The 12,431-nt window shown below is 68.5% G+C and carries 11 protein-coding genes and 2 tRNA genes; 6 read left to right on the top strand and 7 right to left on the bottom strand.

Translation table 11 applies throughout. The features are described 5' to 3' along the window. Window positions 1-6: 6 nt before the first annotated feature. Window positions 7-756 carry a GntR family transcriptional regulator gene (locus tag APR03_RS13025; protein WP_253836213.1) on the bottom strand — a complete coding sequence of 250 codons (750 nt, stop codon included), beginning with the start codon at window positions 754-756 and terminating at the stop codon, window positions 7-9. Between the two features lie 164 nt (window positions 757-920). On the opposite strand from APR03_RS13025, the gene APR03_RS13020 reads away from it, so the two are divergent. From APR03_RS13020 to APR03_RS13000, 5 genes are read left to right on the top strand one after another with little or no spacing between them, the layout of a single operon-like run. Then, window positions 921-1,190, top strand: a complete 270-nt coding sequence (locus APR03_RS13020; protein WP_253836211.1) for a hypothetical protein — start codon at window positions 921-923, stop codon at window positions 1,188-1,190. Continuing rightward, a complete protein-coding gene (locus APR03_RS13015) occupies window positions 1,187-1,417 on the top strand; it encodes a hypothetical protein (protein WP_253836209.1) in 231 nt (76 codons plus the stop codon). Before APR03_RS13020 ends, APR03_RS13015 begins: the two co-directional genes overlap by 4 nt. Window positions 1,418-1,425: 8 nt before the next feature. After that, complete coding sequence (locus APR03_RS13010; protein ID WP_308216496.1) at window positions 1,426-2,976, top strand: replication initiator; 1,551 nt, start codon at window positions 1,426-1,428, stop codon at window positions 2,974-2,976. A gap of 24 nt (window positions 2,977-3,000) precedes the next feature. Further along, window positions 3,001-3,216, top strand: a complete 216-nt coding sequence (locus tag APR03_RS13005) for a helix-turn-helix domain-containing protein (protein ID WP_253836207.1) — start codon at window positions 3,001-3,003, stop codon at window positions 3,214-3,216. Next, window positions 3,213-4,409 (top strand): site-specific integrase, encoded by a 1,197-nt coding sequence (locus tag APR03_RS13000; RefSeq protein WP_253836206.1) that lies wholly within the window; start codon window positions 3,213-3,215, stop codon window positions 4,407-4,409. The genes APR03_RS13005 and APR03_RS13000 overlap by 4 nt, the downstream gene beginning before the upstream one ends. Window positions 4,410-4,488: 79 nt before the next feature. Here the strand turns inward: APR03_RS13000 and APR03_RS12995 are convergent. From APR03_RS12995 to gyrB, 6 genes are all read right to left on the bottom strand, one after another. Continuing rightward, window positions 4,489-4,561, bottom strand: a tRNA-Ala gene (locus APR03_RS12995). 12 nt (window positions 4,562-4,573) lie between these two features. Further along, window positions 4,574-4,693, bottom strand: a complete 120-nt coding sequence (locus APR03_RS12990) for a DLW-39 family protein (RefSeq protein WP_253836205.1) — start codon at window positions 4,691-4,693, stop codon at window positions 4,574-4,576. Window positions 4,694-4,729: 36 nt separating this feature from the next. Further along, a tRNA-Ile gene (locus tag APR03_RS12985) sits at window positions 4,730-4,803 on the bottom strand. Window positions 4,804-4,943: 140 nt separating this feature from the next. Further along, window positions 4,944-6,149, bottom strand: coding sequence for a DUF3566 domain-containing protein (locus APR03_RS12980; RefSeq protein WP_253836204.1), 1,206 nt, complete (start codon window positions 6,147-6,149; stop codon window positions 4,944-4,946). After that, window positions 6,149-8,806, bottom strand: coding sequence for a DNA gyrase subunit A (gene gyrA / locus APR03_RS12975; protein ID WP_372494866.1), 2,658 nt, complete (start codon window positions 8,804-8,806; stop codon window positions 6,149-6,151). The genes APR03_RS12980 and gyrA overlap by 1 nt, the downstream gene beginning before the upstream one ends. Before the next feature lie 139 nt (window positions 8,807-8,945). Beyond that, the gene (gyrB, locus tag APR03_RS12970) at window positions 8,946-11,000 is read right to left on the bottom strand and encodes a DNA topoisomerase (ATP-hydrolyzing) subunit B (RefSeq protein ID WP_253836203.1); all 2,055 of its coding nucleotides are present in this window, start codon (window positions 10,998-11,000) and stop codon (window positions 8,946-8,948) included. Window positions 11,001-11,565: 565 nt separating this feature from the next. Between gyrB and APR03_RS12965 the strand changes: the two genes are divergently transcribed. Continuing rightward, window positions 11,566-12,372 (top strand): hypothetical protein, encoded by an 807-nt coding sequence (locus tag APR03_RS12965; RefSeq protein WP_253836202.1) that lies wholly within the window; start codon window positions 11,566-11,568, stop codon window positions 12,370-12,372. Window positions 12,373-12,431 lie beyond the last annotated feature (59 nt).

Raw genomic sequence — 12,431 nt, 5'->3', positions numbered from 1 at the left:
AATCACCTATGCGTCGAAGTCGTAGCGGAGAACATAGGCCCCGGCGTCCATGACCATGACGTTGACCTCGACCGGATCGCCTGCCTCGGTGACAGCCGTTCGCGTGAGCACAAACACCGGAGTCCCTGCAGGGATCGCGAGTTCCTCGGTCTCGGCCTTGGTCGGCATGCGACTGAGGATGTCCTCGCGGAAGTGCGCCGGTGCCTGCCCAAGATCAGCGAGGCGCGCGTAGATGCCGCCAGGGCCGGTGTCCTCTTCCAGGATCCGGGTCCCTGCGACGAGGCTCGCAGGGAGGTAGGACGTAGCGACGATGACGGGCTTGTCGTCCAGCAGGTAGCGCCGTCGCCGTGTTGCGACCTCCTCCGTGCTGTCGAAGATCGCCGCGACGTCCCCCGGTGCTTCGGCCTCCGGGACTATCTCGATGTGGTCGACAGTCGGACGCCGCCCACGGGTCTCGTCGTCCCAAACGCTGCGTCCGGCCTTCCACTTCCGCGCGCTGACACGGCTGATGCCGTTTCGCACGATCGGGTCGAAGGAGCGCACGAAGACCCCGACGCCGCGTCTAGTGGTCGTCAGCCCTTCGGCCTGGAGCATGCCGAGTGCGCTGCGCACAGTGAGGCGCGCAGCGCCGTACTCCTTGATGAGCGCGTTCTCTCCTGGCAGTTGGTCGCCCGGCCCGTACTCCCCGCGCTCGATGGCGTCGCGAAGGTCGGCGGCGATGGCCTCCGCCACTCCGTGCTTCGCCTCTTTAGACATGCCTCAACCCTATGCGTCTCCCGTGGGGCACTCGCAACCCGCCTGGACTCCTCCAGTCTACTTCTTTGCAGATGTCGTTGACATCCTTAAAGAGGTGACTCACAGTGGTGTCAGCCACTTCTTTAAAGATGTGTCCATCGGTGCTCACGACAAGGGGATCGGCCATGACAGTTCTGACGGAGCAAGGCGCGATGCGTCCGGGACAGACCTACGTCGAGTCCAAGCGTTCGTACGAGGCGGTGGAACTGGCTCTGCGTGATGTTCTGGCGGCGGAGGCGCTGCTGCGTCGCGCAGAGTCCCGCCTGGAGGAAGTGACCACGCCCGGCTGCTACTGCGGCGGAGAGGCACTGTTCGCGCTCGACAAGGTGTGGACGCTGCGCGACGAACTGAACAGCCACATCCGCATCGCCCAGGACGAAGGCGGCATCCGATGACCGCCGTCACGAGTGCTGACACGCGGCTCGGGGAGGAACTAACCGTCCTCGCTGCTCGGGTCTTGGAGCTGCGGTGGGCGCTCGGCCCGATCGTGACGCGCCTGACCGATCCGGGCATGCCCGCTTTCCTCGGAGCCGAGACGGCCGGTGCGGCGATGTCGAGCCTGGAGGAACTGGCCGAAGAGATTCGGTTCGAGGCTCGGGCCGCGTCAGAGGGCAGGCTTTGACCGGCCCCGTGGTGGCCGACCCGCTGCAACACCCGCTCGTCTCCTCGTACGTGTCGGCGGTGTGGCCCGGGTCCGGTGCCCTGCCCGCCGTCGACCCCACCACCCTTCCGGCCGACGCCCGTACCGCGCTGTCCGCGCGCCTGTCGGATGCGTCCTTCGACGCCTGGAACACCCAGGCCGCGAAGGTCGGCTACTGCTCGCACCCCGTGCGCCTGGTCGGGTCCTCGATGCGGATCGACTCCGGCACCGGTGAGGTCCTGGACGACTTCGCCACCTGGCGCGACACCAGGGCCGGTGTCCTCATGGTCCCGTGCGGGAACCGGCGCGCCGACAAGTGCCCTGCCTGCTCCCGCGTCTACGCCCGGGACATGTTCGAGGTCATCCGCGCTGGCCTGGTCGGCGGCAAGACCGTGCCCGCCTCGGTGAAGTCCGCGCCGGTCGTGTTCGCGACCCTGACCGCCCCGTCGTTCGGTCACGTCCACGGCACCCGGAGGAAGAAGGACGGCACCCCCGCACGCTGCCGCCCTCGCGACTCCGCGCAACGCTGCGCCCACGGTCGCCCCATCGGCTGCAACCGCACCCACCACGCCGGAGACGCGATGCTCGGCGTCCCGCTCTGCTCGGACTGCTACGACTGGGACACCGCCATCGTGTGGCAGTACCACGCCCCGGAACTGTGGCGCCGCTTCCAGATCGCGATGAAGCGCGCCCTCGCCGCCCGGCTCGGCGTCGACGAACGAGACCTCAAGACTCGCGCCTCGGTGCAGTTCGCCCGCGTCGCGGAGTACCAAGCCCGTGGGGCGATCCACTTCCACGCCCTGGTCCGCCTCGACGGCCCCGACGGCCCCGGCTCGCCCGCACCGCTGGACGCTGACACCCTCGCATCCCTGGTCGCTGAGGCCGGTCACACCGTGCGGTTCACCGCGCCTCCGGTCGACGCCGACGACACCGAACGGACCCTGCGGTTCGGGTCGCAGCTCGACGCGCATCCCGTGCTGACCAGCCGCCTGACGGACGCCGGCCAAACCGAGACGCTGACCGCTGAGCAGGTCGCTGGGTACCTCGCAAAGTACGCCACCAAAAGCGCTGGCACCGATACCCACGACGGCAAGGCCCTGCCGCACCTCGAGCACCTCCAGGCCGTGTGCGAGTCGCTGTCCTCCCGCTGGTGGGCTTCCGGTCGCCCGGACCTCGACGACGGGGAACGCGGAATCTATGACCGGCTCGGAGCCTGCGCTCCCATGCTCGGGTTCCGTGGCCACTTCTCCACCAGGTCGCGGGCCTACTCGGTGACGCTGACGCGGCTCCGGAAAGCTCGTGCGAAGTTCGCTCGCCTCCAGGCCGACGCCCAACGCTCCGGGCAACCGCTCGATGTGGCCGACCTGGAAGCCCGGCTCTTGGCCGACGACGACGACAGCACGCTCGTCGTCGGGAACTGGATGTTCGACGGCCAGGGCTGGGAGACCAGCCACGATGCCGCCCTCGCCAACGCTGCGGCCGACCGTGCCCGCCAATACGACCAACACCGCGCCGATGTCCGGCGCAGCGACGCTGCGTGACCACGAATCTGAGAGGGGAAGATCATGGCCAGGAAGAACACGGCGCTTGCCGTCGTCGCTGAGGTGGTCCCGGTGCTCTACCGGGTGGAAGAGGCAGCCCATGCGCTGCGGCTGTCGCGGTCGGTCACCTATGAGCTGATCCGCTCGGGACGGCTGCGCACGGTCAAGGTGGGTGCTCGGCGGCTGGTACCTGTTGCGGCGCTGACCGAGTACGTCAACGCGCTGGAGGCTGCGGCATGAGCGAGCAGCAGGAGGACAAGACGCGGCGGGCCAAGGGTGATCACACGGTCTACTTCGACAAGAGTCGCGGCGTCTGGATCGCCCAGGCTGACCTGGGGTTCACCGCGAAGGGCACTCGACTTCGCCCGAAGGCGTCGGGCAAGGATGAGGAGGCTGCACTTCGTGCGCTGCGGAAGCGGATCCGCGAGCATGAGGCGGGCCTTGTCCACGGCTGGGAGCGGGTCACCGTCTCGCAGGTCGTTGAGCAGTGGCTCGAACTCGGGCGGTCGAACGTGGGGGAGAAGACTAGGGAGGGGAACGAGGACGACTACCGCCTGTACATCAAGCCGTACCTCGGCCGACGCCGAGTTAAGGACCTGCGGCCTGACGAGGTGGACCGGTGGCTGTTGAGCCTGACGCCGAAACTCGCCACGTCGAGTCTGAAGCAGGTGCGCTCGGTGCTCCGGAGGTCGATCGAGCGTGCGGTGAAGCACGGCCTCGCTGAGAGGAACGTGGTCGACCTGTGCCCGCCACCGAAGGGCAGGACAGGCAGACCGTCGAAGTCGCTGACGCTGGAGCAAGCCTCTGATCTGCTCGACAAGACACGCGACCACCACATGCACGCCTACATCGTGTTGTCGCTGCTGCTCGGCGTTCGACCGGAGGAAGCGCGCGCTCTCCGGTGGGACCGTGTTCACCTCGAACCGGCGAACGGTCTTGCCCCGCACGTCGAGGTCTGGCGCTCGGTCCGGTTCGGTGGCGACACGAAGTCCCCGAAGTCGCGTCGCACGCTGGCGATCTCGGGGTACGTCGGCGCTGTGCTGCGGGATCACCAGAAGGCCCAGGAAGAAATGCGGCGGAAGGCGGGCGACCGCTGGCAAGAGAATGGGCTCGTGTTCCCGTCGCGCGTCGGCACGCTCCAGGACGCGCACAACGTCCTTCGGATGTTCCGCGACGCGCTGCGCCTGGTGCCGGGGATCGACCCGGACGACTGGATCACCTACGAGCTGCGGCACTCGTTCGTGTCGATCCTCTCGCAGAACGGGATGCCGGTGGAGGAGATCTCGCGCCTGATGGGGCACTCGGGAACGGCGGTCACCGAACTGGTCTACCGGCACGAACTCCGCCCGGTACTCCAGTCCGGAGCGGCGATCATGGACGCCGTGTTTCCGGTGCTCAACGCATCGAAGGAGGACGACGATGACGCCGCATAGGCTCCCGAATAGGCACTTTCCGGCTCGGGCACGAAAAAACCCACCTGCACCGATGGGTATCAGTGCAGGTGGGGCGGGGTGGAGCCAGCGGGACTCGAACCCGCAACCCCCTGCTTGCAAAGCAGGTGCGCTACCAATTGCGCCATGGCCCCGCAGCGGGGCGTTCAGTCGATCGAGTCGGTGACCTCGGACCAGAGATCACGGCCCGATGCGTCCTCGTTGAGCTTGCGCCAGAGGACATACCCGGCACCAGCGGCGAGCAGCACGATCAGCAGCTTCTTCACGAGATCCTCCTGGGGAGCCTCGGCGGGTCCGGGGAGTGGGGCTAGGAGGACTTGAACCTCCGACCTCTTCCTTATCAGGGAAGCGCTCTAACCGTCTGAGCTATAGCCCCGTGCGAGCGTTCTGCACGCTGTCGCGACACTGGAGATTACCCCAGGTCGGGACGATGTCCCAAACCGAAATGGCGGTCCGCGGTGTGACGTGCGTCGAGCCGTGCGCTGCAGCGCACGGGAACGCTCGAGGTAGTGCTGGTCAGTCGTCGGTCAGCGTGAGGTGGACGCCGCCCACCAGCGCTGCCGTGATGTTGTACAGGAACGCCATGATCGTCGCGATCGCAGTGAGCAGCACGATGTTGCAGATGCTGATCAGCGTCGCGAGCGAGATGACGCGGGGGAACTCCACGAACTGCGTGAGGTTCACGTTGCTCTGCGGGCCGACGGCGTCCTCCACGAAGCTCTGCACCGTGGTGAACACGCCGAAGCCGTCCAGCACGGACCAGAACACCGCGGTGGCCACGACGGTCATGATCGCGATCGCGACGGCCAGCAGGAACGCCAGCTTCATGACCGACCACGGGTCCACGCGGGAGATCGCGAGCCGCACCCGGCGCGGGCCGGCGGGTGCCGGACGCGACACCTCTGGCGTGGGCACCGACGCCGGGCGGGGCCCGCCCGTCGCGCCGGCAGGCGCCGGTGTGGCGGTGCCACGCACGCCCGCTGCCGTGTAGTGCATCTCGGGGCGGGCGTTGGCGGTGCTGGGCGCCGCGGAAGTCCGCTCCTCCTCGTCCGACCCGATCGACGAGACCTTCTTGGCAGCGCTGCGGGCAGCGTCGAGAGCGGCCTGAGCGGCCTTCATCGCACCCGCGCGAACGCCCTCCGAGCCGTCGGCCGGCGCCGGGGGAGCCGGAGGCACGTCCGGGGCGGTGACGCGGTTCCACGACTTCGCCTCGGTGCTCGCGTCACGCGGGGCGGCCTGCGAGGTCGCGGACTCCTCCGCGGGCTCCTGGTCCTTGTCCGAGCGGCCCGCCTCATAGGCGGAGCGCCAGATCCCGCCGGTCGTCGGGACAGCTGAACCGGACTGCTTCGGCGCCGACGCGGCGGCCGGCGCCGCGCCCGGGGCGGGCTTGGCCTCGGCCGGCGTGGCCGGGCTCGGCGTGGCCTGGTCCGACGTCGCCGCCCCCGCGGGCTTGGCCGGCCGGGCGCCGGTCGGGGCCGGGGGCGCCGGCGGCGTCACGACCGCGACCGGTTCCGGCGCGGCACCGTCCTTCGAGCTGCCGCCCGACGCCGCCTCGGTGTCGGATGTCTCGGGTGCGTCCGAGCCCGCCCCTGCCTGCTTCGTCTCCGAGGTCTCGGCCGGGGTCGGCTCCCGGTTCACGTCCTTGCGGACCCTGGTGTCGTCCAGGTCCTCGTCGAGCTCGGGCGACGCCGTGCGCACGGGCCCGCTCTTGTCACTCGTCATCAGCTGTCCTCGCGTCCGGTGCTGTCCTCAGGGGTGCTCGGAACTTCGTCAGGGGTCGGGATCTCTTCCACGGTAACCCGCTCGGCCGACTCGCCGTCGGAGATCTCGTCCACGGCGCCCGTCCCATCGCCCGCGTCCTCACGCTCCGCGTTCCGCGCGACGGCGATGATCCTGTCGCCCTTGTCCGGCTTTGCGAAGGTTACCCCCTGCGTGTTCCGCCCGGTGAGGTTGACCTCGGCCACCGCGGACCGCACGATCTTGCCGCGCTCCATGATCACCAGCACTTCGTCGTCCGCGTGCGTCACAAGAGCACCCACAAGATCACCCCGTGCCTCCACGAGGTTGGCCACCTTGATGCCCAGGCCGCCACGGCCCTGGATGCGGTACTCGGAGATGCGCGTGCGCTTGGCGAACCCGCCCTCGGTGACCACGAAGAGGTCCGCGCCCTCCACGACGACATCCGCGGCGAGCAGCTCGTCGTCCTCGCGGAACTTCATGCCGGTGACGCCGGACGTGGCACGTCCCAGCGGGCGGATGGACTCGTCGTCCGCGTGGAAGCGGATGGACTGACCCTTGCGCGACACGAGGATGAGGTCGTCGTCCGCGTTCACCAGACGGGCCGAGACCAGCTCGTCGGCGGCGCCGTCGGCGTCCTCGCGCAGGTTGATCGCGATGAGGCCGCCCGACCGCGGGGAGTTGTACTCACCGAGCCGCGTCTTCTTCACGAGGCCCCGGCGCGTGGCCAGGACCAGGTAGTCCGCGGCCTCGTAGTCCGGGATGTCGAGCACCTGGGCGATCCGCTCGCCCGGCTGGAAGGCCAGGAGGTTCGCGACGTGCTGTCCCTTGGCGTCGCGGCCGCCCTCCGGCAGCTCGTACCCCTTCGCCCGGTAGACGCGGCCGAGGTTGGTGAAGAACAGCATCCAGTGGTGGGTCGTCGTCGTGAAGAAGTGGTCCACGATGTCGTCCTCGCGCAGCTGCGCGCCGCGCACACCCTTGCCGCCCCGCTTCTGGGAGCGGTAGTTGTCGGTCCGCGTCCGCTTCGCGTAGCCACCGCGCGTGATGGTGACGACCACGTCCTCCTCGGGGATGAGGTCCTCCATCGACATGTCGCCGTCGTACGGGAGGATCGTGGTGCGCCGCTCGTCGCCCCAGCGGTCGGTGACCTCGTCGAGCTCCTCGCCCACGATGGCCCGCTGCCGCTCCGGCTTCGCCAGGATGTCCTGGTAGTCGTCGATCTCGGCCTGCAGCTTGGCGTGGTCGTCGAGGATCCGCTGGCGCTCGAGGGCCGCGAGGCGGCGCAGCTGCAGCGCCAGGATCGCGTTCGCCTGCTGCTCGTCGATCGCCAGCAGGTCCATCAGACCGCTCCGCGCCTGGTCGGCGTCAGGGGAGCGGCGGATCAGCGCGATGACCTCGTCCAGCGCGTCGAGGGCCTTCAGGTAGCCCTCGTAGATGTGGATCTGGTCCTGCGCCTCCTTGAGGAGGTACTCGGTACGCCGGCGCACGACCTCGATCTGGTGCGTGGTCCAGTGCCGCACGAAGGCGTCGATGCTGAGGGTACGAGGCACCTCGTCCACCAGCGCGAGCATGTTCGCGCTGAAGTTCTCCTGCAGCTGGGTGTGCTTGTAGAGGTTGTTCAGCACGACCTTCGCGACGGCGTCGCGCTTGAGCACGATCACCAGACGCTGACCGGTGCGGCCCGACGTCTCGTCGCGGATGTCCGCGATGCCCTGGATCCTGTTGTCGTTCACCAGGTCGGCGATCTTCGACGCCAGGTTGTCCGGGTTGACCATGTACGGCAGCTCGGTGACGACCAGGCAGATCCGGTTCTGGATCTCCTCGACGTTCACGACGGCACGCATCGTGATGGAGCCGCGGCCCGTGCGGTACGCGTCCTCGATGCCCTTGTGGCCCAGGATCTGCGCGCCCGTGGGGAAGTCGGGGCCCTTGATGCGCTGCATGAGCGCCTCGAGCAGCTCCTCGCGCGTGGCCTCGGGGTGGGCGAGGTGCCAGCGGACGCCGTCCGCCACCTCCCGCAGGTTGTGCGGCGGGATGTTCGTGGCCATACCGACGGCGATGCCTGCCGAGCCGTTGACCAGGAGGTTCGGGATGCGCGCGGGGAGGACGACGGGCTCCTGCGTGCGGCCGTCGTAGTTCGGCCGGAAGTCGACCGTGCCCTTCTCGATGTCGCGCACCATCTCCATCGCGAGGGGCGCCATCTTGCACTCGGTGTACCGCGGGGCAGCCGCAGGGTCGTTGCCCGGCGAGCCGAAGTTGCCCTGGCCCGCGACGAGCGGGTATCGCAGCACCCAGTCCTGCACCAGGCGCACGAGGGTGTCGTAGATCGCGGTGTCGCCGTGCGGGTGGTACTTGCCCATGACGTCGCCCACGACGCGCGAGCACTTGGAGAACGCCCGGTCGGGCCGGTAGCCGCCGTCGTACATCGCGTAGATGACCCGGCGGTGCACCGGCTTGAGCCCGTCTCGCACGTCGGGCAGCGCCCGGCCGACGATCACGCTCATCGCGTAGTCGAGGTACGACCGCTGCATCTCGAGCTGCAGGTCCACCTGCTCGACGCGGCCGTGATGCACCGCGACGCGCGCGTCCTCTGTGGGCATTCCGTCGTCGGAGTTCTCCACGCCGGGGGTCTCGTCCGTCACCGTCTGTACTTCCTTTCCACGCCGGTGGGCGTGTCACTTCGTCTCACGTCGACATCGTCCGGGGCCGTCCGCCCCGCGCCGTGTCGCGTCAGATGTCTGGGCTCACGTTGACATCCTGCGGGGCTCGCAAGCTCACTCCTCAGATATCAAGGAACCGCACGTCCTTGGCGTTGCGCTGGATGAAGGTGCGCCGGGACTCCACGTCCTCGCCCATCAGGATCGAGAAGATCTCGTCGGCGGCGGCCGCGTCGTCCATGGTCACCTGGAGCAGGGTCCGGTGGTCCGGGTCCATGGTGGTGTCCCAGAGCTCGGAGTAGTCCATCTCGCCCAGGCCCTTGTAGCGCTGGATGCCGTTGTCCTTGGGGATGCGCTTGCCCTGCGCCGCGCCGGCCTCGAGGAACGCGTCGCGCTCCCGGTCGGAGTACACGTAGTCGTGCGGGGCGTTGCTCCACTTGATGCGGTACAGCGGCGGCTGCGCGAGGTACACGTGTCCGTGCTCGATGAGCGGGCGCATGTACCGGAACAGCAGGGTGAGCAGCAGCGTGCAGATGTGCTGGCCGTCGACGTCTGCGTCGGCCATGAGCACGATCTTGTGGTACCGGAGCTTCGAGATGTCGAAGTCCTCGCCGATGCCCGTGCCGAAGGCGGTGATGAGCGCCTGGACCTCGGCGTTGGACAGCGCCTTGTCCAGCCGCGCCCGCTCCACGTTCAGGATCTTGCCGCGCAGGGGCAGGATCGCCTGGTTGTGCGGGTTGCGGCCGCGGACGGCGGAGCCGCCGGCCGAGTCACCCTCCACGACGTAGATCTCGCACTCGTCCGGGAACCGCGACTGGCAGTCCTTGAGCTTGCCCGGCATGGCGGCGCCGTTGAGCACCCCCTTGCGGCGGGTCGCCTCACGCGCCTTGCGGGCGGCGATGCGGGCCTGCGAGGCCTGGATTGCCTTACGGATGACGTCACGCGCCTCGTTCGGGTGGGCGTCGAACCAGTCGGTGAGCTGCTCGCGCACCACGCGCTGCACGAAGGTCTTCGCCTCCGTGTTGCCGAGCTTGGTCTTGGTCTGACCCTCGAACTGCGGCTCGCCGAGCTTCACGGAGATGACGGCGGTGAGGCCTTCGCGGATGTCGTCACCCGTGAGGTTCTCGTCCTTCTCCTTGATGATGCCCTTGTCGCGTGCGTAGCTGTTGACCAGCGTGGTCATCGCCGCACGGAAACCCTCCTCGTGCGTACCACCTTCCGTGGTCGAGATCGTGTTCGCGAAGGTGTGCACCGACTCGCTGTACGCGCTCGTCCACTGCAGTGCGATCTCGACCGCGATCTTGCGCTCGGTGTCCTCGCTCTCGAACGAGATGACGTCGGGGTGGATGAGCTCGACGCGCTTCGCCGAGTTGAGATGGTGCACGTAGTCCATGAGGCCGTCGTCGTACTTGTACGTGACGGTGCGCGCCGCGTCCTGCGACTGCCCGTCGGCGTCGGCGACCTCCTCGACGCCGTCGGCCGCCACCTCGGGCTCGGCCCCGGTGACCTCGTCCGTGGCGGACGAGTGCCCGGCACGCTCGTCGGTCAGCGTGATCTTGAGGCCCTTGTTCAGGAAGGCGTACTGCTGGAACCGCGCGCGGAGGGTCTCGAAGTCGTACTCCGTGGTCTCGAAGATCGAGCCGTCCGCCCAGAACGTCTGGGTGGTGCCGGTGTGCTCGTCGTCGGCCAGCGGCTCCAGGCGCTCGACGCCCGTGATCGGGTTGCCGCCCTCGGTGTACTCCTGGCGCCAGTGGTACCCGTCGCGCCGCACCTCGGAGACGAACCGGGTGCTCAGTGCGTTCACCACGGACATGCCCACGCCGTGCAGGCCGCCGGAGACGGCGTACCCGCCGCCACCGAACTTGCCGCCGGCGTGCAGGATCGTCATGACGACCTCGAGGGTGGGCTTGCCCTCGGTCGGGTGCATCGCGACCGGGATGCCTCGACCGTCGTCGGTGACACGCACGCCGCCGTCGGGCAGAAGGCGCACGTCGATCTCCGTGGCGTGGCCCGCGAGGGCTTCGTCCACAGCGTTATCCACAATCTCGTACACAAGGTGGTGGAGCCCGCGTTCACCGGTCGATCCGATATACATGCCCGGTCGCTTACGAACGGCCTCGAGACCTTCCAGGACGGTGATGTTCCCGGCGTCGTAGCCGCCGTCGATTCGCTCTGTCACGGGCGGGGTTGCTCCTCGTCTTTCAGGCACACGATGCGCACCACGACGGACGTACCAGCGGCTGCACGAGCAGCACGGACCCCTGAGGTCCATGCCGTGCTCGGGTGCTGGGGGCTGTCCGACGGCTCGTCGGTGCTCAGCGTTCCGGGCTCTCAGGACGATCCTGGGAACCCGGCGCGGTTGACCCCTCCATACTACCTTCTGAACGGCGAAAACCCGGGATCCTGGGGTGTTTGGAGGCACTCCTCCACAACCTTTCTCCACAGGGTGATTTCTGGGGTCCTGGCCGGGTTCCAGCAGGCTCCCACGGCCCCTGTACGACCCGTCTCCGACGACTCCGTCAAGGCCCACGGAGGTTCTGGTCGGGGTTACCAGAACGCACGTTCGAAGTACCGCGCTTGTCACCCGGGATCGTCAGGGGACGGCCATGTCGGCGTCTGCCGAAGGTCAGACAATATGCACGCAGAAGGAGACATTTCGTTGATTTGTCGTTTTCTGCTCTAATAGCGCCGACCGGTCATCAGCGCGACTCGCGCTGCCGTCTCTCTCTTCGAAGGGCAACAGAGTGAAGAAGCTTCTCGCCGGCGGCACTCTCGCCGCACTGGCTCTGGGCGGAATGGTCGCCATGGCCGCCCCTGCGTCCGCGCACACCCCGAGCGTCTCCGCTGACTGCGGGTTCGTGAACGTGGACCTCAAGTACTACTCGGGTGCCAACGTCACCGTCGTCATCGACGGTGAGACCCGTGAGGACACGGAGTTCTCGAACGGCTTCCAGGGCCGCTACGACAACCTGGCGCTCGACGCCGCGCACGACTGGACCGTCACCGTCGACGCGTACGACAACGACAAGTACGACTGGACGCAGTCCGGCTCGATCCCCGCGTGCCAGACCCCGCCGCCCGCCGAGTTCGTCTCGCCGGTCATCCCGGAGGCCGTGGCGGGCTGCGCCGCCAGCCTCGACGACGTCGTGCTCCCGGAGAGCACCGAGGCGATCACGTACAGCAAGTCCGAGGCGGGCATCGTCGCCACGCTGACCTCCGACGCCTACGCGTTCCCCGAGGACCTGGGCGCCTACGTGCTCCAGCCCGACGGCACGGCACTCCTGCCGACCGAGCTCGTCGTCCTCGAGGAGGACTGCGCCGAGCCCACCCCGTCGCCCGAGCCCAGCGAGGAGCCGGTCGTCGAGCCGTCGGAGGAGGCCTCCGTGCCCGCCGCCGAGCCGTCCGCGTCCCCCAGCCCCGCCGCTGAGGAGCCCCCGGTGCTCGCCGCGACCGGTGCGACCGTCGGTGGCGCCGTGGCGTTCGCCGCGCTGCTCGCCGCCGGTGGCGTCGCCCTGGTCTGGGCCCGCAAGCGGATGCAGCAGAACGCCTGACATCTCTGGCTGACGCTCCTGCGCAGCTGAGCTGAGAAGGGCTCCCCGGCTTCGGCCGG

The sequence above is a fragment of the Promicromonospora thailandica genome, assembly GCF_024171955.1.
In the GTDB taxonomy this organism is placed as follows: Bacteria; Actinomycetota; Actinomycetes; order Actinomycetales; family Cellulomonadaceae; genus Promicromonospora; species Promicromonospora thailandica.
The sequence above is the reverse complement of the archived record's forward strand: the minus strand, read 5'-3'. Positions and strand labels throughout refer to the sequence as shown.